Source organism: Aeromonas sp. R2-2, from assembly GCF_040908355.1.
Classification (GTDB): Bacteria; Pseudomonadota; Gammaproteobacteria; order Enterobacterales; family Aeromonadaceae; genus Aeromonas; species Aeromonas veronii.
Window position 1 is genome coordinate 35,926 of the sequence record NZ_JBFODQ010000091.1, and the last position, 25,879, is coordinate 61,804.

The 25,879-nt window shown below is 61.4% G+C and carries 20 protein-coding genes and 4 tRNA genes; 10 read left to right on the plus strand and 14 right to left on the minus strand.

Annotation, left to right across the window (positions count from 1 at the left end; genetic code table 11):
* Positions 1–149: 149 nt before the first annotated feature.
* Positions 150–1,295 carry an acetylornithine deacetylase gene (gene argE / locus AB5Z09_RS19160; RefSeq protein ID WP_307896112.1) on the minus strand — a complete coding sequence of 382 codons (1,146 nt, stop codon included), beginning with the start codon at positions 1,293–1,295 and terminating at the stop codon, positions 150–152.
* 271 nt (positions 1,296–1,566) lie between these two features.
* On the opposite strand from argE, the gene argC reads away from it, so the two are divergent.
* The 5 genes from argC to argH all read left to right on the plus strand — a co-directional run bounded on the left by argC (position 1,567) and on the right by argH (position 7,229).
* Positions 1,567–2,574 carry an N-acetyl-gamma-glutamyl-phosphate reductase gene (argC, locus tag AB5Z09_RS19165; RefSeq protein WP_368196011.1) on the plus strand — a complete coding sequence of 336 codons (1,008 nt, stop codon included), beginning with the start codon at positions 1,567–1,569 and terminating at the stop codon, positions 2,572–2,574.
* Between the two features lie 22 nt (positions 2,575–2,596).
* Positions 2,597–3,376, plus strand: coding sequence for an acetylglutamate kinase (argB, locus tag AB5Z09_RS19170; protein ID WP_323896154.1), 780 nt, complete (start codon positions 2,597–2,599; stop codon positions 3,374–3,376).
* Between the two features lie 25 nt (positions 3,377–3,401).
* On the plus strand, positions 3,402–4,313 hold the full coding sequence (locus AB5Z09_RS19175) for an ornithine carbamoyltransferase (protein WP_368196012.1): 912 nt from the start codon (positions 3,402–3,404) through the stop codon (positions 4,311–4,313).
* A gap of 84 nt (positions 4,314–4,397) precedes the next feature.
* On the plus strand, positions 4,398–5,633 hold the full coding sequence (locus AB5Z09_RS19180) for an argininosuccinate synthase (RefSeq protein WP_033115910.1): 1,236 nt from the start codon (positions 4,398–4,400) through the stop codon (positions 5,631–5,633).
* 210 nt (positions 5,634–5,843) lie between these two features.
* Positions 5,844–7,229 (plus strand): argininosuccinate lyase, encoded by a 1,386-nt coding sequence (argH, locus tag AB5Z09_RS19185; protein ID WP_368196013.1) that lies wholly within the window; start codon positions 5,844–5,846, stop codon positions 7,227–7,229.
* A gap of 74 nt (positions 7,230–7,303) precedes the next feature.
* Here the strand turns inward: argH and AB5Z09_RS19190 are convergent, their stop codons facing one another.
* The 7 genes from AB5Z09_RS19190 to plsY form a co-directional block, all read right to left on the minus strand.
* Positions 7,304–7,759: a hypothetical protein gene (locus AB5Z09_RS19190; RefSeq protein ID WP_279500730.1), complete on the minus strand. Its 456-nt coding sequence runs from the start codon at positions 7,757–7,759 to the stop codon at positions 7,304–7,306.
* Between the two features lie 461 nt (positions 7,760–8,220).
* Positions 8,221–9,393, minus strand: a complete 1,173-nt coding sequence (locus tag AB5Z09_RS19195) for a nucleoside recognition domain-containing protein (RefSeq protein WP_005355060.1) — start codon at positions 9,391–9,393, stop codon at positions 8,221–8,223.
* A gap of 105 nt (positions 9,394–9,498) precedes the next feature.
* Positions 9,499–9,574: transfer RNA gene (locus tag AB5Z09_RS19200), tRNA-Asn, on the minus strand.
* An 8-nt stretch (positions 9,575–9,582) separates the two neighbouring features.
* Positions 9,583–9,658 (minus strand) — tRNA-Phe (locus tag AB5Z09_RS19205).
* 3 nt (positions 9,659–9,661) lie between these two features.
* Positions 9,662–9,737, minus strand: a tRNA-Thr gene (locus AB5Z09_RS19210).
* Between the two features lie 52 nt (positions 9,738–9,789).
* Positions 9,790–9,865: transfer RNA gene (locus tag AB5Z09_RS19215), tRNA-Phe, on the minus strand.
* A gap of 47 nt (positions 9,866–9,912) precedes the next feature.
* On the minus strand, positions 9,913–10,575 hold the full coding sequence (gene plsY, locus AB5Z09_RS19220; RefSeq protein WP_041202815.1) for a glycerol-3-phosphate 1-O-acyltransferase PlsY: 663 nt from the start codon (positions 10,573–10,575) through the stop codon (positions 9,913–9,915).
* Between the two features lie 157 nt (positions 10,576–10,732).
* Between plsY and folB the strand changes: the two genes are divergently transcribed.
* From folB to AB5Z09_RS19235, 3 genes are all read left to right on the plus strand, one after another.
* Positions 10,733–11,104: a dihydroneopterin aldolase gene (gene folB, locus AB5Z09_RS19225; RefSeq protein WP_040068960.1), complete on the plus strand. Its 372-nt coding sequence runs from the start codon at positions 10,733–10,735 to the stop codon at positions 11,102–11,104.
* Positions 11,104–11,613, plus strand: a complete 510-nt coding sequence (folK, locus tag AB5Z09_RS19230) for a 2-amino-4-hydroxy-6-hydroxymethyldihydropteridine diphosphokinase (RefSeq protein ID WP_139474360.1) — start codon at positions 11,104–11,106, stop codon at positions 11,611–11,613. The genes folB and folK overlap by 1 nt, the downstream gene beginning before the upstream one ends.
* Before the next feature lie 126 nt (positions 11,614–11,739).
* The gene (locus AB5Z09_RS19235) at positions 11,740–12,228 is read left to right on the plus strand and encodes a YbaK/EbsC family protein (protein ID WP_005336108.1); all 489 of its coding nucleotides are present in this window, start codon (positions 11,740–11,742) and stop codon (positions 12,226–12,228) included.
* Here the strand turns inward: AB5Z09_RS19235 and mdtD are convergent.
* Together mdtD and AB5Z09_RS19245 are read right to left on the minus strand one after the other, a co-directional pair.
* Complete coding sequence (gene mdtD / locus AB5Z09_RS19240) at positions 12,200–13,615, minus strand: multidrug transporter subunit MdtD (protein ID WP_103252348.1); 1,416 nt, start codon at positions 13,613–13,615, stop codon at positions 12,200–12,202. The two genes, AB5Z09_RS19235 and mdtD, sit on opposite strands and share 29 nt — an antisense overlap.
* Positions 13,616–13,626: 11 nt before the next feature.
* Positions 13,627–14,235 carry a TetR/AcrR family transcriptional regulator gene (locus AB5Z09_RS19245; RefSeq protein WP_005336110.1) on the minus strand — a complete coding sequence of 203 codons (609 nt, stop codon included), beginning with the start codon at positions 14,233–14,235 and terminating at the stop codon, positions 13,627–13,629.
* A gap of 90 nt (positions 14,236–14,325) precedes the next feature.
* Between AB5Z09_RS19245 and AB5Z09_RS19250 the strand changes: the two genes are divergently transcribed.
* Together AB5Z09_RS19250 and AB5Z09_RS19255 are read left to right on the plus strand one after the other, a co-directional pair.
* Positions 14,326–15,426 (plus strand): efflux RND transporter periplasmic adaptor subunit, encoded by a 1,101-nt coding sequence (locus AB5Z09_RS19250; RefSeq protein ID WP_368196014.1) that lies wholly within the window; start codon positions 14,326–14,328, stop codon positions 15,424–15,426.
* Positions 15,423–18,530: an efflux RND transporter permease subunit gene (locus tag AB5Z09_RS19255; RefSeq protein ID WP_368196015.1), complete on the plus strand. Its 3,108-nt coding sequence runs from the start codon at positions 15,423–15,425 to the stop codon at positions 18,528–18,530. The genes AB5Z09_RS19250 and AB5Z09_RS19255 overlap by 4 nt, the downstream gene beginning before the upstream one ends.
* On the opposite strand, the gene AB5Z09_RS19260 is transcribed toward AB5Z09_RS19255, so the two are convergent.
* The 4 genes from AB5Z09_RS19260 to acnB form a co-directional block, all read right to left on the minus strand.
* Positions 18,515–19,642: a GTP-binding protein gene (locus tag AB5Z09_RS19260; protein WP_042053550.1), complete on the minus strand. Its 1,128-nt coding sequence runs from the start codon at positions 19,640–19,642 to the stop codon at positions 18,515–18,517. The two genes, AB5Z09_RS19255 and AB5Z09_RS19260, sit on opposite strands and share 16 nt — an antisense overlap.
* A gap of 9 nt (positions 19,643–19,651) precedes the next feature.
* On the minus strand, positions 19,652–21,046 hold the full coding sequence (locus AB5Z09_RS19265; protein ID WP_368196016.1) for a D-arabinono-1,4-lactone oxidase: 1,395 nt from the start codon (positions 21,044–21,046) through the stop codon (positions 19,652–19,654).
* Positions 21,047–21,208: 162 nt separating this feature from the next.
* The gene (locus AB5Z09_RS19270; RefSeq protein WP_368196017.1) at positions 21,209–22,795 is read right to left on the minus strand and encodes an EAL domain-containing protein; all 1,587 of its coding nucleotides are present in this window, start codon (positions 22,793–22,795) and stop codon (positions 21,209–21,211) included.
* Between the two features lie 280 nt (positions 22,796–23,075).
* Positions 23,076–25,673 carry a bifunctional aconitate hydratase 2/2-methylisocitrate dehydratase gene (acnB, locus tag AB5Z09_RS19275; RefSeq protein ID WP_019444774.1) on the minus strand — a complete coding sequence of 866 codons (2,598 nt, stop codon included), beginning with the start codon at positions 25,671–25,673 and terminating at the stop codon, positions 23,076–23,078.
* Between the last annotated feature and the right edge of the window lie 206 nt (positions 25,674–25,879).

Genomic DNA, 25,879 nt, shown 5'->3' on the forward strand with positions numbered 1-25,879 from the left:
GCTCCGTCATCTTAGGGTGACAATCTACCCAGATTGTCTGCGCAAGGTCAAATAACAGGCCGATTCAGAACATGTATTTCCATCACCACTCCACAACCGGCTTGTTATGTAACTTACTTACAGTTTTTACGCCCCTTTCACCGCCGCCGCTACAGGCAAAAACGTCTGATCAGGTGTTGCAACACCGAGGTGGTCGGCTTGACGAAGGAGAGGTCGAGATACTCATCCGGCTGGTGCGCTTGGGTGATATGGCCGGGGCCCATCACTATGGTCTCGCAGCCAAGCTGCTGGATAAACGGCGCCTCGGTGCAGTAGTTGACCGACTCGGCGGCGCGACCGCTCGCCTTCTCAGCTTCTCGCACCAGCAGAGAGTCGTCGGCGCAGGCGTAGGCAGGAATGGGTTCATGCAGATGTTGCAGATGCAGGCAGCCCGGCTGGTGGATCTCAATGGGCGATAGCGCCTCTTTCAGCATCCCCATCAGCTCATCCGGCCCCACCTGCGGGGTGGGTCGCAGGTCGATATGCAGCTCGCAGCAGCCGCAGATGCGGTTCGGGCTGTCGCCCCCCTGAATGTAACCGAGGTTCAGGGTCGGCTGCGGCACGGCAAAGCGGTGGTCGGCGTAGCGATCTTTCAGATCCTGCTGCAAGCGCAGCACCTGCCCCATCGCCTTGTGCATGATCTCCATGGCGTTGACGCCGTTGGCGGGATCCGAGCTGTGACCGCTCTTGCCGGTAATGCGGATCGCCTCCGACATATGTCCCTTGTGGGCCACCACAGGCACCAGCCCGGTCGGCTCGCCAATCACGGCGTAGTCGGGTTTCAGCTCGGCCGCCGCGGCGATGGCGCGGGCCCCCGCCATGGTGGTCTCTTCATCGGCGGTAGCGAGAATACGCAGCGGCTTGTTGAGCTTGGTGAGGTCAATCTCTTTGAGCGCCTCGACGATAAAGGCGAAGAAGCCCTTCATATCGATGGTGCCGAGGCCATAGAGGCGGTTGCCCTCTTCGGTCACCTTGAAGGGATTCTTGCTCCAGCCCCCCTCATCGAACGGCACCGTATCGGTATGACCCGCCAGCAGCAGACCGCCCTCCCCCTGACCAATCGTCGCCACCAGATTGAACTTGCCCGGCAGATCGGGGAGCGCCGTTACCTCGCACTGAAAACCGAGCTGGCCGAACCAGTCGGCCAGCAGCCGGATCACCGCCTCATTGCTCTGATCCCACTTGGGATCCGTGCTGCTGATAGAGGGAATCGCAATAATATTCTTATAAAGTGAAAAAAAATCCAGATTGGCCATCAGCTCCTCCTTGCGTCCCCGGAATGTTTCTGTTAGAAAATACAAATGCAAAGTGAGTGCATGAATATTCTGTAATTTTACCTGAATATCTGGCTCATCAACAAAGGCTTCTAGTTGTAAGGGAAAGTTAATGTTCTGTCACCTGATCTATAACCGACGACACACACCCGCCTGAATTGCCCCTCCGCACTTGTGCAAAGGGGCGATCGAACACCCTTGTGCACTGCAGCGTCATGCTGTGAATCTCAAACTCTGACTTGGAATATTCAACATGCTTAACACCGTTATCGTCGGTGCCAGTGGCTACGCGGGAGCCGAACTGGCCGCACTGGTACAGAACCACCCACAACTCAAACTGTTCGGCCTCTATGTCTCCGCCGGCAGTCAGGATGCCCACAAGCGCTTCTCTTCCCTGCATCCCCAGTGGGTCGGCTCCCTCGATCAGCCGCTGCTGCCGCTGGACGACGACGGCATGACCCGGATCCTGACCCAGGCCGATCTGGTGCTGCTGGCCACCGCCCACGAGGTGAGCGCCGAGCTCGCACCCAAGTTTCTCGCCAAGGGGCTGCCGGTGTTCGATCTCTCCGGCGCCTTCCGGGTCAAGGACCAGGGCTTTTACGACAGCTTCTACGGATTCACCCACGACAGCGAACAGTGGCTGGATCAGGCCGTCTATGGCCTGGCCGAGTGGAACGCCGATGCCATCGCCACCGCCCAGCTGATTGCCGTGCCGGGTTGCTACCCGACCGCATCGCTGTGCGCCCTCAAGCCGCTGCAGCAGGATGGCCTGATTGCCAAGGGGTGGCAGCCCATCATCAACGCCGTCTCCGGGGTCTCCGGCGCCGGGCGCAAGGCAGCCATCAACACCAGCTTCTGCGAAGTGAGCCTCAACCCTTACGGCACCTTCAACCACAGACACCAGCCGGAGATCAGCCACCATCTCGGCAAGGAGGTGCTGTTCCAGCCCCACCTTGGCAACTATGTGCGCGGCATTCTGGCCACCATCTATGTGCAGCTGGCGGACGGCGTCACCCCCACCCAGGTGGATCAGGCCTTCCTCAAGGCTTACGAAGGCAAGCCGCTGGTGCGCCTCACCGGCCAGATGCCCTCTATTCGCGGTGTGGCAAACACCCCTTACTGCGACATCGCCTGGCAACAGCAGGGCAACATGCTGGTGGTGGTCTCTGCCATCGACAACCTGCTCAAGGGCGCTGCCTCGCAAGCCATGCAGTGCATAAATATCAAATTTGGATTTGAACCGGCCACCGGCCTGATTTAAGGACTTAGGAAGGATTTCGAACATGGACAAACAGACGTTGGTAATCAAGCTGGGCGGCGCCCTTATCGAGAACGACGAGGCGCTGACCGCCCTGTTCGCCACCCTCAAAACCTTTCTCGACGATCAGCACCGTCCGCTGGTGCTGGTGCACGGCGGTGGCTGTCTGGTGGATGACCTGCTCAAGGGGCTGGGCCTCACCTCCACCAAGAAGAACGGCTTGCGGGTGACCCCGTTCGAGCAGATCCCCTTTATTGCCGGGGCACTGGCGGGCACTGCCAACAAGCAGATGATGGCCAAGGCAATCGCCACCGGCATTCCGGCGGTGGGGCTCTGCCTCGCCGACGGCGGCCTCTGTCAGGTGACCCAGCTCGACCCGGATCTCGGCGCGGTCGGCGAGTGCAAACCGGGCAACCCGGCGCTGGTAGCAGGCATCCTCGGTCAGGGCTTCCTGCCGGTGGTGAGCTCCATCGGCATCACCGCCGAGGGGCAGCTGATGAACGTCAACGCGGATCAGGCGGCCACCGCCATTGCCGAGGCGCTCGGTGCCGATCTGGTGATGCTCTCCGACGTGAGCGGCATCCTCGATGGCAAGGGCAAGCTGGTGCCCCAGCTCGACAAGCTGACCGCACTGGATTTGATGGAGAAAGGGGTGATCACGGGCGGTATGGCGGTCAAGGTAGAAGCGGCCCTGCACGCCGCCGAGACCCTCGGCAAGCCGGTCTGTGTCGCCAGCTGGCGTTACCCGGATCAGCTGCTCAAGCTGCTGGCTGGCGGCGCGGTCGGCACTCAAGTGGCCATTTGATCTCCACCGGAACAAGGAACATCCGATGCAACATCTTCTGAAAGACAGTGATCTGAACAAAGCACAGATCGAAGCGCTGATTGCGCTGGGCAAAGCAGTGAAGGCCGACCCGAAGAAGTACAGCCTGGCGCTGGCGGGCAAGAGCGTGGTCACCCTGTTCGAGAAGCCCTCCCTGCGCACCCGGGTCACTTTCGACATCGGCATCGCCAAACTGGGCGGCCACAGCGTCTATCTGGATCAGCAGAACGGCGCGCTGGGCAAGCGGGAGTCGGTGAAGGATTTCGCCGCCAACCTGTCGCGCTGGTGTGATGCCATTGTCGCCCGGGTGTTCGATCACCAGACCCTGGTCGAGCTGGCAGAGCACGGAACAGTGCCGGTAGTGAACAGCCTGTGCAACCTCTACCACCCCTGTCAGGGGCTGGCCGACTTTATGACCATTGCCGAGCACTACGACGATCTGTCGAAGGTGAAGCTTGCCTACCTCGGTGATGGCAACAACGTCAGCCACTCTCTGCTGCTGCTGGGGGCGACACTGGGCACCGACGTCACCCTGATCTGCCCGAAAGGCCACGGCCCGGATACCCAGATCTTCCTGCAGGCGCAGGCACTGGCGGCCAAGTCGGGGGCAACCATCCACATCAGCGATGACGTGGCGGATATTGAAGGGTTCGATGTGGCCTACACAGATACCTGGGTCTCCATGGGCGACAACACCCCGATGGAGCAGGTCAAAGACCTCTTTATGCCTTACCAGATCAACCAGGCCTTGCTCGACCGCACCGGCATTGCACATGTGCTGCACTGCCAGCCGGCGCACCGGGAGCTGGAGATCACCTCGCAGGTGATGGATGGCCCCGCCTCCCTCATCATGGACGAGGCCGAAAACCGGATGCATATCCAGAACGCCGTGTTGCTGACCCTGTTTGGGCATAAATAGTCAGGGCAACAAGTAACGCGGCAATCAACCTGAATCACGACCCTTTTATTGAATCATCATCGAATCATCACGGAGAGAAGTAACATGAGCGGAATCAACAAGATCGTACTGGCTTACTCGGGTGGACTGGATACCTCGGCCATCATTCCCTGGCTGAAAGAGCACTATGACGCCGAAATCATTGCCTTCGTGGCCGATGTAGGTCAGGAGCGCGACGATCTGGAAGGGATCGAGCAAAAAGCCATCGCCTCCGGCGCCACCAAGTGCATCATCAAGGATCTGCGGGAAGAGTTCGTCAAAGAGTACGTCTACCCGACCCTGAAGACCGGCGCCGTCTATGAAGGCACCTATCTGCTGGGCACCTCCATGGCCCGTCCGGTGATCGCCAAGGCGATGGTCGAAGCGGCACTGGCGGAAGGGGCTGATGCCATCTCCCACGGCTGCACCGGCAAGGGCAACGATCAGGTGCGTTTCGAAGGCGCGGTCGCTGCGCTGGCCCCCCAGCTGAAAGTGATCGCCCCGTGGCGGATCTGGGACATGCGCTCCCGGGAAGATCTGCTCTCCTATCTGGAGACCCGCAACATCCCCTGCAAGGCGACCCTGAAGAAGATCTACAGCCGCGACGCCAACGCCTGGCACATCTCCACCGAGGGTGGCGAGCTGGAGAGCACCTGGAACGAGCCGTCCGAAGCCGTCTGGCAGTGGACCGTACCGGCCGAACAGGCACCGGATCAGCCGGAGTACGTCAAGCTGACCGTGGCGCAGGGTGAAGTGGTGGCCGTTGACGATCAGCCGCTCAGCCCGCACCAGATCCTGATGACCCTGAACGAGCGTGCCGGCAAGCACGGCGTGGGCCGCATCGACATCACCGAAAACCGGATGGTGGGGATGAAGTCCCGCGGCTGCTACGAAACTCCGGGCGGTACCGTGATGGTCGCCGCGCTGCGCGCCGTGGAAGAGCTGGTACTGGATCGCCCGACCCGCGCCTGGCGGGAAAAGCTGGGTGCCGAGTTCTCCCACCTGGTCTATGACGGTCGCTGGTTCACCCCGCTGTGCAAGGCGATCCTCGCCTCTGCCAACGCCATCGCCGAAGATCTGGATGGTGAAGTGGTGCTGAAGATGTACAAGGGTCAGGTCACTGCGGTGCAGAAAAAGTCGCCGAACAGCCTCTACTCCGAAGACTTCGCCACCTTCGGCGCCGACGAAGTGTATGACCAGAGCCATGCCGAAGGCTTTATCCGCCTCTACACCCTGGCCAGCCGGATCCGCGCCATGAAGGAGCAACATCAGGCTATCGGTGGCGATCACACCCACGGCTAAGCAAGCGCGATAACCCGTTGATTCCGTTGAGGGGGCATGGCCCCCTCTTCTACTGGCAAAGGACATAACCCCTGACCCATCATCGGCGGGTGTGACAAGAGCGGCAGCGCCCCGGCCGCTTCTGTGAGATAACAGGCTCGCAGAAAAACAGGGCACGATTTCAAGCTCGGTGGCCAGGGCGCCGCCGACAACGCATTCAAGGAGAGCAGTATGGCACTTTGGGGTGGACGCTTCAGTCAGGGAGCCGATAGCCGGTTCAAGCAGTTCAACGATTCGCTGCGGTTCGATTACCGGCTGGCGGAGCAGGATATTCAGGGCTCCATGGCCTGGGCCCGCGCGCTGGTGAAAGTGGGCGTGTTGACCGCCGATGAGCAGGGCAAGTTGCAGCAGGCGATGGAAGTGCTGCTCGCCTCGGTGCAGCAGGATCCCCGGCAGATCCTGAGCTCGGACGCCGAAGATATCCACTCCTGGGTCGAGAGCCAACTCATCGCCGCCGTCGGCGATCTTGGCAAGAAGCTGCACACCGGCCGCTCGCGCAACGATCAGGTCGCCACCGACCTGAAACTCTGGTGCAAGGCACAGGGCGAGCTGCTGCTCGGCTCCATCACCGCCCTGCAGCAGGGACTGGTCGCCTCCGCCCGTGCCAATCAGGCCGCCGTGCTGCCCGGTTACACCCACCTGCAGCGGGCCCAACCGGTCACCTTCGCTCACTGGGCGCTGGCCTATGTGGAGATGCTGGAGCGGGACTACTCCCGCCTGCAGGATGCGCTGAAGCGGCTCGACACCAGCCCGCTCGGCTGCGGCGCGCTGGCGGGCACTGCCTACGCCATCGACCGCGAAGCGCTGGCGCTCGACATGGGCTTTAGCGGCGCCACCCGCAACAGTCTGGATTCGGTCTCCGATCGGGATCACGTGGTGGAACTGATGCACGTGGCGTCCCTCTCCATGACCCACCTGTCGCGCTTTGCCGAAGACCTTATCTTCTACAACACCGGCGAGGCGGGCTTTGTCGAGCTCTCTGACGCGGTGACCTCCGGATCGTCACTAATGCCGCAGAAGAAGAACCCGGATGCGCTGGAGCTGATCCGTGGCAAGACCGGCCGGGTGGTCGGCGCCCAGATGGGCATGCTGATGAGCCTCAAGGCGCTGCCGCTGGCTTACAACAAGGACATGCAGGAAGACAAGGAGGGGCTGTTCGATGCCCTCGACACCTGGCACGACTGCCTCGATATGGCCGCGCTGGTGCTGATCGATCTGAAAGTGAATGGCGAGCGCACCATGGCGGCGGCGCAAGGCGGCTACGCCAACGCTACCGAGCTGGCGGACTATCTGGTTGCCAAGGGGATTCCATTCCGTGAAGCGCACCATATCGTCGGCAAAACCGTGGTCTTCGCCATCAGCGTGGGCAAACCGCTGGAAGAGCTCTCCATCGGCGAGTTCCAGCGCTTCAGCCCGGTAATCGAGTTCGACGTCTACCCCAATCTGGAACTGGAAGCGACCCTGGCCAAGCGGGTTGCTAAAGGCGGCGTCGCCCGCGAGCAGGTAGAAGCAGCCCTTACCGCCGCCGAACAGTGGCTGGCCAAGCGGGTGGGTTAAGCCAACCGGCTTGTCATCCAAAGTTGAAAGCAAAACGGCAACCTCGGTTGCCGTTTTTTATTGCTCACCGCGGTTCAGGCGCTGGCATTAAGCAGTTTGCCAACCCCATCGCCCTTGCCATTGGGCAGGGTCTGTTTAAAGGCAGCGAGCAGCTGGTCGAGGTTGAGATTGCTGGCACCAAGGGTGCCCTTGAGTGTATCGAGTTCACTTTGCAGCGCATCGAGGCGGGTACTCTGGGTGCCGCTCGCCAGCTGGTTGCGGGCGCTGTCGATGGCTGCGGGAAGGGATTGGCCACCATTCTCCTGCCCCAGAGTCTGCATCAACTCACCCATAAAGTGGTTGATGGCAGCGCGATTTTGCTCGCTGTCGGCATCCTTGATGCCGAGTCGCTGGAACAAACTCTGGACGGTCGGGGCGAGGCGATCTTCCTGCACTGTTTGCTGCACAGGCTCAGGTTTGGCACTGCTGCCGAGCAGCTGACTGCCCAGCTTGAGGGCGATAGAGGCAAGGGGAAGCAGGTTGCTGATCATGATATCTCTCCGCGACAACGACCCTTGATTGTGTTGCCAGGAGGAGTGCATAAGCGGGGCCAGCACGGCGATAAAACGCACTGCACCGGCTAATCCCTTGAATGGCTGATCTATTTATTCAACCAGCACACCAGCACGCAGGAGATGGCCGAGCGCAAAGGGGAGTCAGGCGGCCAGTAGCTGCCGCCACGGGCGGTAGTGGCAATATGGTGGCAAAGCGTTTTGCCGCCCACTCGAGCCGCGACCCCTTCCTTTCACACCCAGATCGCCAACTCTTTGAGCCACTTGCGCTGCTGATGGCACCAACAGAGTAAAACCTGACAAAAGCACCGCAGCGATCAGGCACCGAATAACGACCTGCGGGCTTACTAATCGAGCGGTGATCCGCCCACAAGGCATGACCAATAGAAATGAAAAGAGGCTCCGAAAAGCCTCTTTTTGTATACGTGCCTGAACCCGACTCAGCCCAGCAGCAGATAGAGCTGGTGAGCGGCCACACCGGCGCACAGGCCGCCGATGGTGTGGGCAACGATGGCGCGGGAGGTGAGGTGGCGATAGCCGAGGGCATCCAGCATGGCGGTGTGGGTGCTCAGGAAGCCACTCCAGCACATCCCCATGGCGGTAAACACCGCGACCTCGTTACCGGTGATCCACCCTTTGGCAATAAAAGGCGGCACCAGTGACATGGCGGCACCAACCGCACCAAGCGAGGTGGCCGGGAAAGCGACCAGCTCCGGCTGCTGGAAGCCGAACAGCAGGTCAAACAGCCAGCTCACCTTGGCGGCCAGCACCGGCAGCAGGGCAACCCCTTGAAACGCTTCGCCGGTATAGCCCTTGTCGCCGGGGCCGAAGGTGAGCAGCATCACGAAGGTACTTATGATCAGCACCCCGGGGATCACCGCCATCCCCAGCTCCACGCCAGATTTGCCGCCATCGAGCAGAGAGTTGAGGATCCTCAGCCAGCCGGGAGCAGCCTCTTTGGTCACCCCTACTTTGCGGCCGTCGGACGATACAGCGTCATCGTTCAGCACTTCCCCCACCAGTGGGCGGATCATCCGCTGCATCAGTCGGGTAGAGACCACCGAGCCTACCAGAGCGCCGAGCAAACCGATCAGCGCCGCGCTGGCGGTGGATTCACCGCTCGGCAGTTGCAGGGTGGCCATAAAGGTGACCACGATCAGCCCCATGCCGAAGGCGGTGCCGAAGTTGGTGAGCGACACCAGCTGCCAAGGGGTGAAGCCTTTGCGAAAGCGGCTGTCCTTGGCGAGGCTGATCACCGCCGGGTTGTCGGAGAAGAAGGTCATCAGCGCCGCCAGCGCGGTGCGACCGGGCAGACGAAACACCGGCTTCATCAGCGGCGCCAGCAGCACCTCCAGCAGGCGGATCACCCCGAACTCGCTCAACAGCTGGCTCAGGGCACCGGAGAGCACTGTGATCCCCATGATAAAGAGCACGGTATTGAGCAGCAGCTGGTGGGCGGTATTGAACAGGGTGTTGACCATGGCAGAGAGGCCCATCTGGCTGCCGAGGTAACCGAACAGGCTGCCAAGAATAAGCAGTACCAGCACGGGTTCCATCCAGTTCCTAATGGCGGCAAGTCGCCCCTTTGACTCTATAACTACATGATTTTCCATATCTATCCTGCGGTTCATCTGTGCGTGAGTGGTTGTTTTTATGGTTAAAAAATGGCTGCGCCAAATAGAAAAAAGCCCTTGTCTTGCGACAAGGGCTTTTTGAATTGGCTCCTCCTACTGGACTTGAACCAGTGACATACGGATTAACAGTCCGCCGTTCTACCGACTGAACTAAGGAGGAATTGTAATTGGTGCCCAGAGACGGAATCGAACCGCCGACACGGGGATTTTCAATCCCCTGCTCTACCGACTGAGCTATCTGGGCAAATGGTGCCGGCTACCGGAATCGAACTGGTGACCTACTGATTACAAGTCAGTTGCTCTACCTACTGAGCTAAGCCGGCACACTTTAAACCATTGTGCATGAACAAAATTTTTATTTCATGGCACCAAAATTGGTGCCCAGAGACGGAATCGAACCGCCGACACGGGGATTTTCAATCCCCTGCTCTACCGACTGAGCTATCTGGGCGTGGGCGCTATTAAACGGATTTTAAGGCAGATGGTCAACGGGAAATTTCACTTTTTGTCTCGTTCGTCTCTTTTTTGCGCAACATCGTCCATTTCTGCCACTTCTTCGGCACAGGCCGCGCGTTTTCGCCCCCAGACTCTGGGTTCCTCCCCCTTGAGCAGGCGGGAGATGTTCTCGTGATGGCGGATCAGGATGAGGCAGGAGAGCAGGGAGACTGGCAGGGTATATTCGGGTTTGAGCAGGTAGGTAAAGAGCGGCGTCAGCAGCACGGTAATGATGGAGGCCAGCGAGGAGTAGCCGCTCACCAGCAGCACCAGCAGCCAGGTGCCAATCACGGCGCCCCCCATGGTAAAGCCGATGGGCATCATGGTCCCCAGTGCCGTGGCGACTCCTTTGCCACCACGAAAATGAAAGAAGATGGGGTACATATGGCCGAGACAGGCGGCGACCCCGATAAAGCCGAGGTAGACGGGTTTGATCTGCAGATACCAGGCGAGATAGACAGGCACAGTGCCCTTGAGCACATCAAGCAGCAGCACCACCAGCGCCGCCATCCGGCCACCGAGGCGCAGCACATTGGTTGCCCCCGGATTGTGGGAGCCATGATCCCGCGGGTCGGGCAGACCGGAGCAACGGGAGACCAGCACAGCACTGGATAGTGAACCACCCAGGTAGGCCAGAATAATCATCAAAATCGTCAGGGCCGTCATCTTGGTCGTTTTTACCACGATATGAATGGGGTATGATGCGGGCCACATACGCTGGCATGGGCCCATGCCCACCCAGAGCGCCTCGGCAAGCCTGTTGCCCGGCCAGCATCCCTGCGCTGTCATCACAGCCCATCAAGAGTAAAGAAGAAGTACAGTCATGGACAAGGTGTTTATTCGCGGACTCGAAGTTTTGACCACCATAGGTGTATATGAGTGGGAGAAGGGCATTCGCCAAAAGCTCCGTTTTGACCTCGAGATGGGGTTCGACAACCGCCCCGCGGCAGCAACCGACGACATCAATCTGGCACTGGATTATGCCGATCTCTCCAACAAGATTTGCGAGCATGTCAGCGGCAAGGTGGTCGAGCTGGTCGAGACCATGGCCGAGCAGGTCGCCATGCTGGTTCTGACCGACGAGCGGGTACAGTGGGTCAAGGTGACCCTCACCAAGCCGGGCGCCGTGCCCAATGCCGCCGGGGTCGGCGTCGAGATCCTGCGCCATCGCACGCCGGCCGCGAGCAGCAACTGATGACCACCATCTATATCAGCCTGGGCTCCAACATCGAGCGGGATCGCCATATCCGCGCCGGGCTCGATGCACTGCACGCCGAATTTGGCGAGCTGCGAGTCTCCCGGGTATTCGAGAGCGAGGCGGTCGGCTTCAACGGCCGCCCCTTCTACAACTTGGTAGCAGCTGCCGAGACCGATCTGCCGCTGGCCACCGTCTGCCAGCGACTGCGGGCCATGGAGTTCGCCCACGGCCGCGAGCCGGATGCCAAGAAGTTCGCCCCGCGCACCCTGGATCTCGACCTGCTGCTCTATGGCGATCTGGTCTGCGACACCCCGCTGGTGCTGCCGCGCGGTGAAGTGCTCACCAACGCCTTCGTGCTCTGGCCGCTGGCCGAGCTGGCCCCCAAACTGCGCCACCCCGTCGATGGCCGCACCATGGGCGAGCTGTGGCAAGCATATGACAAGGCCTCCCAGCAGCTGTGCCCCATTCCCTTTCACTGGGAAGCGTGCGAATTGCAGCATCACTGATCCGCAAGGGCGCCTCACGGCGCCCTTGTTGTTTCCACAGACAGGGTTGCTTATCACGGATAAGAAAGTGTCATTGGGCCTGACCCTGCGAGGCTGGCAGGATAGCGCCCACTACAGGAGAACCCCATGCCACTCGATACCATTCACCACTTTAACTGCCAGTTGCTGGCTGAACTGCCCCACCAGCGCTATGAGCATGAACCCATTCTCGACTACGCCACCGATGAAAAGGTCAAGGCCCGCCTCGGCTGGCAGGCGGAGTTCAGCAAGACCCTGTTTCTCAAGTTCAAGGATGGCCGCTTCGCCCTGCTGCTGACCCACAGGGACGGGCGGCTCGACAACAAGGCGGTCAAGGCTGCGCTCGGTGCCAAGCCCTCCATCTGCACCGCCGAAGAGATGCAGGCGGAGATTGGCTGCCTGCCGGGAGCGGTCTGCCCCTTCCTGCCCCGCGCCGATATTCCGCTACTGGTGGATCCGCAACTGCTCAACCACACCGCCTTCACCTGGACTCCGGGCCACCCGGAGCAGACCTTTCTGCTGGCGACCGAGCATCTGGCCGAGGTACTGGCGCAGCTCCCCTGCGAGGTCAGCTATCTGCCCGCCCCGACGGCGTAGCACCATCGCGCGCCAGCTGGGCGAAGATCAGCGCCGCCAGCATGGAGAGCAACCCGACACAGAGGTAGGTAAGGTGGAACCCGGCCAGCCACTGGCCCTCGGCCACTAAGGTGCCCGCTGAGGTGCCCGCCGAGAAGAGCCCGAGCAGGCTGGCGGCAATCGCCACCCCCAAACTCATGGATAGCTGCATCACCACCGAGAGCAGACCGTTGCCACTGCTGGCCAGGGTCGGGCTGAGATCTTGCAGCGTGAGAGTGTTCATGGCGGAGAACTGCAGCGAGTTGATGGCGCCGAAGATCGCCAGCCAGCCCAGCAAGACCCCGTAGGGGAGCTGGTTGTCGATGAAATAGAAGCTGGCGATCATCGCCCCCAGTAGCAGGGTGTTGCCGATCAGGATGCGGCGATAGCCCACCTTCGGAATAAGCTTGTTCACCAGCGTCTTGGTCAGCATGGCACCAATCACCGTGGGGATCATGGTCATCCCCGCCTTGCTTGGCGAGAAACCGAGCCCCAGCTGCAGAAACAGCGGGGTGAGGAAGGGCATGGCGCCGCTGCCGAGGCGGGCAAACAGGTTGCCCCAGATGCCGATGGCAAAGGTGGCGGTCTTGAACAGGTTCAGGCTAAAGAGCGGCTGCGGTGCATTGGCGGCATAGAGCCAGTAGCTCGCCATCGCCGCCAAGCCGAAGATCAGTGCAAACAGCGCCCAACCGGTGGAGATGCTGTGCTCCCCCAGCCCCTGCAAGCCGACCGACACCAGCACCATGCCGACGCTGAACATCACGAATCCCTGCCAGTCGAACCGGGCGGTCTGCTGCCGCAGCTCCGGCATAAAGTGCCAGCTGGCGATAAAGCCGAGCAACCCCACCGGCAGGTTGATGAGAAATACCCAGTGCCAGCTCGCCACTTCCACCAGCCAGCCACCGAGCGCCGGCCCCATCAGCGGGCCAAGCAGCCCCGGAATGGTGACAAACGACATCACCCGCAGCAGCTCGTGCTTGTCATAGACCCGCAGCACCGCCAACCGTCCCACCGGCATCAGCAGCGCACCGCCAATCCCCTGAAGCACACGGGCGGCCACCAGCATGGAGAGCGAATTGGAGGCGGCGCAGGCGAGCGAACCGAGGGTAAAGAGCGAGATGGCAGCCAGATAGATGCGGCGGGTACCGAATCTGTCTGCCAGCCAGCCGGAGGCCGGGATCAGCAGCGCCACCGTCAGCATGTAGGCGATGATCACCGACTGCATCTGCAGCGGGCTCTCCCCCAAGGTCTCGGCCATGCTGGGCAGGGCGGTGTTGAGAATGGTGCCATCCAGCGCCTGCATAAAGAAACCGACCGCCGCCAGCAGGGGCAGCCACTTGCGCTGGGCATCTGTCACTGTGTGGCTCATTGCCACCTCCATTATTTTTGCGGGGGAGCGGCGGCGGTCAGGAAGAGATCGACACAACTCAGGGTCCAGGCATCCTGCTCGGCAGCGCTCTGGGTCAATGGCAGACCCAGCTCACGGAGCATGCGCTCCTTGCCCTGCCACATCAGCAACAGCTGCAAGGCGGCCTGTTCGCTGTCTTGATGGCACAGCAGGCCTTGCTGCTTCTGCTGCTCCAGCCAGTTGGACAGCATCTTGGTCACATAGAGCGGGCCCGCCTCGAAAAAAAGGGTGGCCAGCTGGGCATCGTTGCAGCTGATGCAGGTGCGAAAGATATTGATGGCATCATCGCTCAGGATCAACTTGCGAAAGCTGCGACCAAAGGCAATCAGGCTCTCCCGCACATTGTTGCCACGCAGCAACACCTCCGGCATCAGCTCGCTGCTGACGCACTTGCTGCCCACCGCTTCGGCAAACAGCGACTCCTTGTTGGCAAAATGGCTGTAGACCGTCTGCTTGGAGACGCCCGCTTCACTGGCCACCATGTCCATGCTGACCAGATGCAGACCGTGCTGACAGAAGAGCCGCCCGGCAGCATCGAGGATCGCAGCCCGCTTCTGCTGACTACGGGGTGAAATGTTCATTTTTCCTCCACAATCAAACTGGACAGTCTAGTTTCGAAAAACTAGACTCACCGGTGTGATTTGATGTTATGTCAACCAGAGGATGATGTCATGACACTTTGCTTAATCCTGCTGGCGCTGTTACTGAGTGGCTGCAGCCCGGTCACAGAGTCAGAAGAAACACCCGCCCTGACCCGGGTGATCGCCCAGCCGCTGCAAGCCAGCGATCACTACCCGGTGCTGCACCGCTTCAATGGCCGGGTGATCGCCCCCGAGCACAGCCAGATAGGCTTCGAGCTGGCAGGGCGGATCGCTACCCTGCACAAGGGACGGGGAGAGCCGGTCGCGGCTGGCGAACTGCTCGCCACACTGGATACCCGGCTGCTGGCAGTGGAAGCCAAAGAGCTGGCCGCCCGGGCAGCCCAGAACGAGGCCGAGCTGACCCTTGCCCGGCAGACGCTAGAACGGCTCACTGCCCTGCGCCAGCAGCAGTTCAGCTCCCGTCAGGCGCTGGATGAACAGCAAGGCAAAGTCCGCATGCTGGAGGCAAGCGCCAACCAGCTGGCCGCCGCCCTCGAAGCCAACCGGGTCAAACAGGAGAAATCACAGCTGCGCGCCCCTTTCAACGGGATCGTAGTCAGCCGCGAGCAGGCATTGGGGGCCGTGGTGGCCGCAGGCCAGCCTCTCTTCTCCCTGACCCGCAGCGGCCAGTGGGAGGCCGATATCGGCGTGCCGGTGAAACAGGCCGAGTCCCTGATCGTCGGCCAACACTACCCCCTGCAAAGCGGGGCGCAATCACTGGAGGGGCGCCTGCTTAATCTGGGGGTACAAGTGGACGGGCAGACCCACACCCGCACCGCCCGCTTCCAGCTGACCCGGGGCGGCGAACAACTGGCAGAGGGGCAACTGATCACCCTGTTGCATCAGACCCGCGAGCCTACCCGCGCCTACGAGGTACCGCTCACCGCGCTGACCCAGGGATTACGCGGCAGCTGGACCCTCTATCTGCTCAACGATGAAACACCACCCCGGGTGGTCAGCCGGGACGTCACCTTGCTGCAGCAAGATGGCGAACGAGCCTGGATCAGTGGAGCCCTGAATGGACAGGAACAGCTGGTGACCGATGGCCTGCATAAACTGGTACCGGGCCAGCAGGTCACCCTGACAACCAGCGTGGATCATCAAACGGCGCATCCGGAGCCACAGTCATGATCCGCCCGTTTATCGAGAATGGCCGCCTGCTGCTGTTGACGGTCGCGCTGCTGCTGACGGCCGCCCTTGCGGCATTGCAGACCCTGCCCAGAACCGAAGATCCCCAGCTCACCAGCCGTTTTGCCAGCGTGGTTACCCACTTCCCCGGGGCCAGCGCCGAGCGGGTGGAGGCGCTGGTGAGCGAGCCCATCGAGAACCGGCTGCGGGCCCAGAGCGAGATCAAGCTGATCGAGTCGAGCTCTCGCCCCGGTCTCTCCATCATCAATCTGGAGCTCAAGGATGAGGTCAGCGATGTCGAGCCCGTCTGGTCCAGAGTCCGTGACCGGCTGGCAGATCTTGCCGCCGGACTGCCAGCCGGCGCCAGTGCCCCCAAGCTTGATGACGAGAAGGGCTACCCCTTCACCAGGCTGGTCAATGTAGTCTGGCGCGGGCCGGGCCAGCCACAGCTGGATCGCCTCGCCCGCTACAGCGCCGAGCTGGAACGCCGGGCTCGCCAGCTGCCGGGCACCGAATACGTCGAGCGGGTCGGGGCACCGCAGGAGGAGATCGAGGTGCGGTTCGATCCCCTCGCCCTCAGTGCCAGCGGCATGAGTGGCGAACAACTTGCCCAGGCGCTGAGCGGTGCCGATGCCAAAGTAGCCGCCGGGGAGTTGCAGGGCAGCCACAATCGCTTTCAGGTGGAGATCCGCGGCGCCCTCGATACCCTGGAGCGGATCCGCCAGATCCCGCTGCGCACCGGCGAGCAGGGCCAGACCCTGCGCCTTGGCGATCTGGCCGAGGTAAGACGTACCCTGCACCAGCCGGAGAGCCAGCTGGCCTTTGCCAATGGTGAGCGGGCCGTGGTGGTTGGCCTGCGCATGGCACAGGATCACCGCATCGACCTCTGGTCGGCACGGGTCGATACCATGCTGGCCCAGCTGCAACAGGACTTGCCGGATAATATCGGCCTCGTCACCAGCTTCGATCAGCAGCGTTATACCGATCAGCGGCTCGACACCCTGCTCATCAACATTGTGCAGGGCTTCCTCATCATAGTGGCTGTGCTGCTGGTGACCTTGGGAGTCAAGGCCGCCATTATCGTGGCCCTGTCGCTGCCGCTTACCGTGGCGTTCTCATTCGCCTGCATGAACCTGATCAATCTACCCATTCACCAGATGTCGGTCACCGGTCTGGTGGTGGCGCTCGGGATCATGGTGGACAACGCCATCGTCATGGCGGATCGGGTGCAGTATCAGCGCCGCCACGGCATGGCGATGAGTGCCGCCGCACTGGAAGCCATCGGCCACCTCTGGCTGCCACTACTGGGCTCCACCCTCACCACCATGCTCGCCTTTATGCCGATCATTCTGATGCCGGGCCCGGCGGGCGAGTTTGTCGGCGGCATCGCCTGGGCGGTGATCTGTTCGCTGCTGGGATCCTACCTCATCGCCCACACCCTGGTGGCTGGCCTCGCAGCCCGCTGGATTGGCAGTGATCAGGGAGGGCGCTGGTATCAGGATGGCTTGCACCTGCCCCGGGTGAGCGCCCGTTTCCAGCAGAGCATCGCCATGGCGCTTGCTCACCCCTGGCGGACCCTGCTGCTGGTCAGTCTGCTGCCCCTGATCGGTTTCTGGGTGGCGGGCCGCCTCACTGAACAGTTCTTTCCCCCTGCCGACCGGGACATGATCCACATCGAGGCCAGCCTCTCTCCACAGGCGAGCCTGGCGCGCACCCGCGAGCTGGCATTGGGGATCTCCGCCGAGCTGGCTAGCCTCCCCGAGCTGGTTCGTCAGGATTGGGTGGTGGGCGACAACGCACCCAGCTTCTACTACAACCTGGTGCCCAGAAAACAGGGGCGGGCCGATTACGCCCAGGGGATGATCACTCTGCAGGATGCCGATGCCGCCGAGCGGCTCATTCCACAACTGCAGCAGCGGCTCGATGCAACATTTCCCGAAGCGCAGATCCTGGTGCGCAAGCTGGAACAGGGGCCGCCTTTCAATGCCCCGGTCGAGCTGCGGCTGTTTGGCCCCGACCTTGAACAGCTGCACCGTCTGGGAGAGGAGCTTCGCAGTCTGCTCGCCAATACCCCGGCCGTGGTGCAGACCCGCGCCACCTTGCAGGCAGGGGCCCCCAAACTCTGGTTGCAGGTCGATGAGGAGGCCGCCCGGCTGGCAGGCATGAGCCTGACCGATGTTGCCTCCCGGCTGGCGGGCGCACTGGATGGCAGGTTGGGCGGCACTGTGCTGGAAGGCACCGAGTCAATCCCGGTTCGGGTGCGACTGGCCGAGCCCTTGCGTCAGGATCCGGATGCGCTGCTCAATGTGCCGCTATCGCTCACCGGCACCGGCCAGCAAGGGGCTGCCAATCTCACCTTGCGGGCACTGGCCACTCCCGAGTTGCTGCCAAGCTGGGGGGAGATCAGCCGTCGGGATGGTGAGCGGGTCAATGTGCTGGAGGCCTATCTGGCGGTCGGCGTACTGCCGCAAACCGTGCTGGAGCAGGTAAAAGAGAAGCTGGCCACCAAGGCGCTGGCGTTGCCGCCGGGCTATCGACTGGAGTTTGGCGGGGAAGCCGCCAAGCGGGATGAATCGGTGGGCAATCTGATGGCGCACGTCAGCCTGGTCGCCGTGCTGCTGGTGGCCGTGCTGGTGCTCAGCTTCAACTCGTTCCAGCTGGCAGGCATCGTCACCCTGGTGGCGATCCAGTCGGCGGGGCTCGGCCTGCTGTGGGTCTGGCTACTGGGGTACCCCTTCGGGTTTACGGTGATCATCGCCCTGCTGGGACTGATGGGGCTGGCCATCAACGCCGCCATCGTCATTCTGGCCGAGCTGAAGGCAGACCCGCTGGCACAACAGGGCAATCTGCCGCAGATCCGTGATCTGGTGGCCGGTTGCAGCCGCCACATCGTCTCGACCACCATCACCACGGTGGGCGGCTTCATCCCGCTATTGCTGGGGGGCGGCGGCTTCTGGCCACCCTTTGCCATCGCCATCGCCGGTGGCACAGCGCTGGCGACCCTGCTCTCGTTCTACTTTGTGCCGGTGGCGTTCGTGCTGTTCAACCGTCGCCGTCCTGAACCGGTACAGGAGAGCTGCAACGCGCAAGATCAGTTGTCGGGCTGACCCAGCATGGCTTTGAGCCGCTCTTCCAGAGTGGGCTCGGGGGCCTTGAGGGTCGCCATAAAGAGCTGCTCGATACCAGCCTTGTCCTGACTTTTCACGATAAACACCAGTCGGGACTGGGCCTTGCCCTCCGGCCAGTCGCCCAGCGCCTGCAGCGGATAGAGCTGGCCGTGGACGCCGTGGATCACCACCGGCTGGCTCTCCCCTTCCAGCTGCAAAATCCCCTTGAGGCGCAGCAGGGCATCGCCATACTGCGCCTGCACCGCATCGATGGCGGCCAGCAGACGAGAGGGCTTGAGCGGCTCACCGATACGCAAAGAGAAACTCTCGATGTTGCCGTGCTCGAAGTGGGTGGGCGCAGCTGTACCCACCTTGGCGGCGAACGGTTGCATCTTCGGCTGCATCGGTGACGCCAGCCCCTGCTTGGGGGATTCGGTGCGCAGCCAGGCCAGCAGCTGGCGCACATCGCGCCCCGCCGCTTCGTTGTAGGCGCCGAGCTTCTCCAGCACTGCTGGCGACAGTTCGCCATTGGTCACCTGCTGGATCGGGGCCGCCGGGTTGAGTGCAGCCAGCTGGGCTTCGACCCGCGCCAGCTGTTCGTCCTCCACCAGATCCCCCTTGCTCACCACCAGCAGATCCGCCAGCGCCACCTGTTTCACCGCTTCATATTGAGCCGCCAGCTGCTGCTCGATATGGCCGGCATCCACCACGGTGACAGTGCCATCGAAGCGGTAGCGCTGGGCGATAAAGCCCTCTTCGCGCAGGGTAAATAGCACGGGGGCCGGATCTGCCAGACCGGTGGTCTCGATAATCAGCCGCTTGAACGGTTTGATCTTGCGCTGGATGGCCTTCATAAAGAGCCCCTGCAACGCCTCCACCAAAGAACCCTGTACCGAGCAGCAGATGCAGCCGGAGTCGAGCAGCATCACCTGCTCATCCACCTGTTGCACCAGATGGTGATCCAGCCCCACCGAGCCGAACTCGTTGATCAGCACCGCGCACTCGCCAAGTTCCGGCTGCTTGACCCAGTGGTTGAGCAGAGTTGTCTTGCCGCTGCCGAGAAAGCCGGTCAGCAGGGTCACTGGGATGCGGGTATCTTGCATATCGGTCATGTCAGATCCTTACCGGTTGGCAAACAGGTCGCTGAGCCAGCGGTTTTCAAAGCGGCCGTGGGGGTCGAGCTCGGCTTTCAACGCCACAAAGTCGTTCCAGCGCGGCAGCAGGGCCGGGAAGTCGTAGAGATCCATCGCCAGATGCTTGCCGAAATGGGGAATGCCGCCAAGCGGTACCAGCAGTTGCTGCAGCTCGCGCATCTGCTCCATGGAGCCGTTGACGAAGGTGCCGTCCGCCGCCAGATAGACCAGAAAACCGATCCAGCAGACCGGCTGGCCGTAAGCGGCACTTAGCCAGGCCTCGGAGGGGCCGGTGCAGCGCAGGATAAAGGGGTAGTGCAACACGCCCGGATTGGCCTGCTGCCAGGCTTGCAGGGTCTCCAGTGCCTCGTTCATGCGATGAAGCGGCACCGCCACCTCGCAGTTGATCTGGGGGGCCGGGATCCCCTTGCAGAGGATCTGGTAGACGTTGCCCACCAGATCGGAGGCATCCTTGAAGCGGCGCACCGTCTCGAAGTGCTCACCGGCCAGCGCCTCATCCTTGGTATCTTTCGCCATCTTCTGCAGGGTGGCATCTATGGTGGCGTTCATGCGGGCGTCGATATCGCCATCCAGCAGCAGCGGCTCGCTGCCACCGGCGCGGTAGCGGACCACCTCGTCATCGGAGGCGGGATCCACCAGCCAGATGTGGCTCTCGCCGGTCCAGGCAAACCACCAGCTCTTCACGAAGCCGTGCTCGCGGTTGAGCCGCTCGTTGTGCTCCAACAGGAAGGGGTAATCGGTGGTGAACTTGGTGCAGCGCATGATGCGGTTCGGCACGGTACGCAGGGTGACGTGGAGCAGGATGCCGAGCATCCCCATCCCCATCACGAAGGCGCCGAAGCGCGGGTCGGTGCGATCCACCCGGATGATGTCGCCATTGGCCAGCATCACCGTCATCGCCTCCACCGCATCGCACAGGGCTGACTGGTGCAGCCCCTGACCGTGGGTGCCGGTGCTGAGTGCGCCGCCCAGAGTCTGAATGCCGATAACCCCGGGGGAAGCCGGCAGCATTCGCTCCATGGCGATAAGATCGCCGTAGACGATGTCGAGGGGCGTCCCCGCCTGATAGGTCACGGTATCGGCAGTTTTCGCCAGCTGGCCGCGCAGGTGGTGCAAGTCCACCAGCAGCGCCTGACTGCCCTCGGCATAGACGCTGTGGATGGGTTCGAAGGAGAGGCCGGAGCCGATAAGGCGCAGCTTGCGCTCGGGGTGTTCCCGCAGCAGCGCTTGCAACTCGTCGCGGCTTTTCGGGCGCCACACCTGATCCAGCGCTCCGAGGGGATTGGTTCTCGACCAGTTGAACAGCACCTCCCGATTACCAATCGCCTTGATGCTGTGAAATGCCTGGAACTGAACCGTCATACCGCGCCTCATCTTTTACTGACGTCAAAATGAGCGCCAATTCTACCGAAAAGCGAGCCACAAGGCATGAAAAACAAGCCCCTGTAGTCGAGGGGGGATAGGGAGAGAGCACTCCCCTACCCTGCCAGACAGGAGCGTGGCCGCCCGTCTGTCACCGATAGATCAGGTGGCGTTCGGGATGCCTCGCACCCCATCTGGCTGGCGGGTTTGTGCCTCTTCCGGCAGCAGCTCCTCGCAGAACTGGCGCAGCGGCATGGGGCGGGCAAACAGGTATCCCTGTAAATAATCGACCCCTTTGGCCCTGAGGTAGTCAGCCTGACGCTCGCTCTCCACCCCTTCCGCCACCAGCGCCAGACCGAGCCGGGTTGCCAGATCGATCACGTTATCCACGATATGTTCCGAAAGCGACTCGGTACCGATGCGGGCGATAAAGGATTTGTCGATCTTGAGGTAATCCACATGAAACTGCTGCAGGTAAGCCAGGCTGGAGTGGCCGGTGCCAAAGTCGTCGATGGCAAGTTTGACCCCCATCTCGTCCAGCTGGCGGAACAGGGAGAGGGTCTGGGGATCTGACATCAACAGCTCCCGTTCGGTCAGCTCCAGCACCAATACCACCTTGCCGGGGAGGAAGTGGCCGAGGAAGGCGCGGCACTCGGCCAGCAGGGCAAAATCGTGGCAATGAGCGGCGCTGATGTTGAAGCTGATATGAAACCCATCGGGCAACTGCTCCTGAGAGCGGTTCAACCGTGTCGCCACCTGCTTCATGATATGGGTGGTCATGGGGACGATCAGTCCCGACTCCTCCGCTTGCGGAATAAAGAGATCGGGCCGGATCACCCCTTCATTGACATGCTCCCAGCGCATCAGCACCTCGGCGCCCATCATCTTGCCATCGTGGCTGGCAATCAGCGGCTGCAGATAGGGAACAAACTCTTTGGCCCGCAGGGCCCGTCGCAATTCGTCTGTTGGCGAGCCGGGACGCCCCAGCACCCACCACACCAGCCAGGCCAGCAAAAGCGAGGAAACCGCCAGCCACGACAGCGCCACGTGCCGCGCGGCCCACAGCGACTTCCAGTAGACCGGCATGGCATAACCGGCATGGATGGTGAAAGGATAATGGGATGATGTGAGGGCCTGGCTGATCCCGCGATGGAGGGTGGGCGCCTCGCTCAGATAGCGGCCAGACTCATTGAGCCAGGCAGACCCCACCTGCAGATAGAGCGCACTGGACTTTCCGCTCATGGAGAGCATGAAGCTGAGCTGGGTACTGTCGATGGCGCTCAAGGCGGCATCCTTGCCCCGCTCGGTGCGCACCACCAGCAGCGGGTGATTTTGCCGCACCCGGTTGCCACTCATCAGCAGCAGCTTGCGGCCGGTGTAGATCTCCGGCTCATCGGCATCATCAGCTTCACCAAACAGCGAAGTGCAATTGATGATGCCGTTTCGCACCAGATTGACCGAACGCAGGAAGGGCTCGATGGCGACCTTCTTGCGCAGCACCAGCAGGTTGTCGCGACAGGGAGCCTTCACCAGAGGCAGCACAGAACGATTGGCCTGCTCCGCATGATCCAGCATCGACTCCATCAGGGTTCTGGCCTTGTGGGCCGAGGCGCTGGATTCCGCTTTCAGCTCCTGCACATAATTGCTGTGGATGAGCCAACCTCCCACCAGCAGCGGCAGGGTAAAGACCAGCAAGGCACCGCCGAAGCGTAACCCGGTTCGGGAGAGATCGATCCTGAACAGAAACATAAAGAACCACGCCGCAATTCGTCAGGCCTGCCAACGCAAGCACCCAGTGAACAGATATCCACTTTCCCTCGATAACGATGCCTCATCATTACCGCACATAACCGAACAACATAACCCAAAGCGTTTATAAAACGAACCACCAAACAGGTGGTTGGATCTCTCTAGCAAGGATCGTGCAAACAATCTTCAAAAAAGACGGTGAATAACACACAAATAAATAATGCCGCGTAAATACGCGGCATTATTGGCTTTTTATCGCGCAAATCGCGCAAGAATTCCGTTAAACGGCTTGCTGCAGGATCACCGCATCGGCCTTCTTGGTGTAGGAGGCGATCTCGTTGAAGTTGAGGTAGCGGTAAGTATCTGCCGCAGTGGCATCCAGCGCCTTGGCGTACTGCAGGTACTCCGCCACGGTCGGGATCTTGCCGAGGATGGCGGCAACGGCGGCCAGCTCCGCAGAGGCCAGATAGACGTTGGCACCTTTACCCAGACGGTTCGGGAAGTTACGGGTGGAGGTGGAGACCACGGAGGCTCCTTCCGCTACCCGCGCCTGGTTACCCATGCAGAGGGAGCAGCCAGGGATCTCGATGCGGGCACCGACGCGACCAAAGATGCCGTAGTAGCCCTCTTCGGTCAGCTGATCCTTGTCCATCTTGGTGGGCGGCGCGATCCACATGCGGGTCGGCAGCTCGCCCTGATACTTCTCGAGCAGTTTGCCGGCGGCGCGGAAGTGGCCGATGTTGGTCATGCAGGAACCGATGAACACCTCGTCGATCTTGTCACCAGCCACGTCGCTCAGCAGACGGGCATCGTCCGGATCGTTCGGTGCACACAGGATTGGCTCCTTGATGGTGGCCAGATCGATCTCGATGATTTCGGCGTACTCGGCATCCTTGTCAGCTTCCATCAGGGTCGGGTTGGCCAGCCACTCTTCCATCCCCTTGATGCGACGGGTGATGGTGCGCACGTCACCGTAGCCTTCGGAGAGCATCCATTTAAGCATCACGATGTTGGACTTCAGATACTCGATAATCGGCTCTTTATCCAGCTTGATGGTGCAACCGGCAGCGGAGCGCTCGGCGCTGGCGTCCGCCAGCTCGAACGCCTGCTCTACCTTCAGGGTCGGCAGACCTTCGATCTCGAGGATGCGGCCGGAGAAGATGTTCTTCTTGCCCGCTTTCTCGACGGTCAGCAACCCCTTCTGGATGGCGGCGTAGGGGATGGCATGAACCAGATCACGCAGGGTGATGCCCGGTTGCAGCTCGCCCTTGAAGCGCACCAGCACGGACTCCGGCATGTCCAGCGGCATCACGCCGGTAGCAGCGGCGAAAGCCACCAGACCGGAGCCCGCCGGGAAGGAGATACCGATGGGGAAACGGGTGTGGGAGTCACCACCGGTACCCACGGTATCCGGCAGCAGCATGCGGTTCAGCCAGGAGTGGATGACGCCGTCACCCGGACGCAAGCTGACACCGCCGCGGTTCATGATGAAGTCCGGCAGGGTGTGGTGGGTCTGTACGTCGATGGGCTTGGGATAGGCCGCGGTGTGGCAGAAGGACTGCATGGTCAGATCGGCGGAGAAGCCGAGACAGGCCAGATCTTTGAGCTCGTCGCGGGTCATCGGGCCCGTGGTGTCCTGGGAGCCGACCGTGGTCATCTTGGGCTCGCAGTAAGTGCCCGGGCGAATGCCCTTCACGCCGCACGCCTTGCCCACCATCTTCTGAGCCAGGGTGAAGCCTTTACCGGTATCGGCCACCGGCTGCGGGCGACGGAATACGGTGGAGAACGGCAGACCCAGCGCTTCGCGGGCCTTGTCAGTCAGGCCGCGACCGATGATCAGCGGAATACGGCCACCGGCGCGCACTTCGTCGATCAGCACGTCGGTTTTCAGTTCAAACTGTGCCAGCACCTGTTCGGTGCCGTGTTTGCAGATCTTGCCGGCATAGGGGTAGATGTCGATCACATCGCCCATTTCCAGCTTGGAGACATCCACCTCGATGGGCAGTGCGCCGGCATCTTCCATGGTGTTGAAGAAGATCGGGGCAATCTTGCCACCCAGACAAACACCGCCAGCGCGCTTGTTCGGCACGAACGGAATGTCGTCGCCCATGAACCAGAGCACCGAGTTGGTGGCGGATTTACGGGAAGAACCGGTACCGACCACGTCACCCACATAAGCCAACGGGAAGCCTTTCTCTTTCAGGGCGTCGATGGTCTTGATGGGGCCGACGGCGCCATCCTTGTCCGGAGTAATGCCGGGGCGGGCATTTTTCAGCATCGCCAGGGCGTGCAGCGGAATGTCCGGGCGGGACCAGGCGTCCGGTGCCGGCGAGAGGTCGTCGGTGTTGGTTTCGCCGGTCACCTTGAACACGGTGACAGTGATCTTCTCGGCCAACTCCGGGCGGGAGAGGAACCACTCGGCATCAGCCCAGGACTGCATCACCTGTTTGGCGTGGACATTGCCCGCCTTGGCCTTCTCTTCCACGTCATGGAAGGAGTCAAACATCAGCAGGGTGTGGGAGAGCCCCTTGGCGGCAAGCGGCGCCAGAGTGGCGTGATCCAGCAGGTCGATCAGCGGCTGAATGTTGTAACCACCCTGCATGGTGCCCAGCAGCTCAACGGCTTCGGCTGCAGTCAGGATGGGAGAGTGGGCTTCGCCCTTGGCGACGGCGGTGAGGAAACCGGCTTTGACATAGGCCGCTTCATCAACACCGGGGGGAATACGGGAGGACAACAGCTCTTTCAGAAAGTCTTCTTCGCCAGCGGGCGGGTTCTTGAGAAGCGTTACCAGGGCGGCGACCTGCTCTGCATCCAGAGGTTTGGCAACCACGCCCTCGGCGGCACGTTCTGCGACGTGTTTACGGTATGTTTCAAGCACGACTAATTCCTCTTTGGTCTTTTTTTGGGGTTCGCCCACGCTCGCGGCGATCGTCCTTGCGGGACACCCCGTAGGGTGCTCCCCACTATATAAGTTTTAACGACTAATTAAAATCCAAACCCTGTTTACTTATTCACCACAAAGTCGTAACCAATTAAACAGACTGGTGTTTTTTGAAAATTAATTGAACGCCCTCAACCATAGTT

Coding starts and splice junctions, on each gene's coding strand:
- argE (WP_307896112.1), bottom strand. CDS start 1,295: ATGGCCAATCTGGATTTTTTTTCACTTTATAAGAATATTATTGCGATT.
- argC (WP_368196011.1), top strand. CDS start 1,567: ATGCTTAACACCGTTATCGTCGGTGCCAGTGGCTACGCGGGAGCCGAA.
- argB (WP_323896154.1), top strand. CDS start 2,597: ATGGACAAACAGACGTTGGTAATCAAGCTGGGCGGCGCCCTTATCGAG.
- AB5Z09_RS19175 (WP_368196012.1), top strand. CDS start 3,402: ATGCAACATCTTCTGAAAGACAGTGATCTGAACAAAGCACAGATCGAA.
- AB5Z09_RS19180 (WP_033115910.1), top strand. CDS start 4,398: ATGAGCGGAATCAACAAGATCGTACTGGCTTACTCGGGTGGACTGGAT.
- argH (WP_368196013.1), top strand. CDS start 5,844: ATGGCACTTTGGGGTGGACGCTTCAGTCAGGGAGCCGATAGCCGGTTC.
- AB5Z09_RS19190 (WP_279500730.1), bottom strand. CDS start 7,759: ATGATCAGCAACCTGCTTCCCCTTGCCTCTATCGCCCTCAAGCTGGGC.
- AB5Z09_RS19195 (WP_005355060.1), bottom strand. CDS start 9,393: ATGGAAAATCATGTAGTTATAGAGTCAAAGGGGCGACTTGCCGCCATT.
- plsY (WP_041202815.1), bottom strand. CDS start 10,575: ATGACGGCCCTGACGATTTTGATGATTATTCTGGCCTACCTGGGTGGT.
- folB (WP_040068960.1), top strand. CDS start 10,733: ATGGACAAGGTGTTTATTCGCGGACTCGAAGTTTTGACCACCATAGGT.
- folK (WP_139474360.1), top strand. CDS start 11,104: ATGACCACCATCTATATCAGCCTGGGCTCCAACATCGAGCGGGATCGC.
- AB5Z09_RS19235 (WP_005336108.1), top strand. CDS start 11,740: ATGCCACTCGATACCATTCACCACTTTAACTGCCAGTTGCTGGCTGAA.
- mdtD (WP_103252348.1), bottom strand. CDS start 13,615: ATGAGCCACACAGTGACAGATGCCCAGCGCAAGTGGCTGCCCCTGCTG.
- AB5Z09_RS19245 (WP_005336110.1), bottom strand. CDS start 14,235: ATGAACATTTCACCCCGTAGTCAGCAGAAGCGGGCTGCGATCCTCGAT.
- AB5Z09_RS19250 (WP_368196014.1), top strand. CDS start 14,326: ATGACACTTTGCTTAATCCTGCTGGCGCTGTTACTGAGTGGCTGCAGC.
- AB5Z09_RS19255 (WP_368196015.1), top strand. CDS start 15,423: ATGATCCGCCCGTTTATCGAGAATGGCCGCCTGCTGCTGTTGACGGTC.
- AB5Z09_RS19260 (WP_042053550.1), bottom strand. CDS start 19,642: ATGACCGATATGCAAGATACCCGCATCCCAGTGACCCTGCTGACCGGC.
- AB5Z09_RS19265 (WP_368196016.1), bottom strand. CDS start 21,046: ATGACGGTTCAGTTCCAGGCATTTCACAGCATCAAGGCGATTGGTAAT.
- AB5Z09_RS19270 (WP_368196017.1), bottom strand. CDS start 22,795: ATGTTTCTGTTCAGGATCGATCTCTCCCGAACCGGGTTACGCTTCGGC.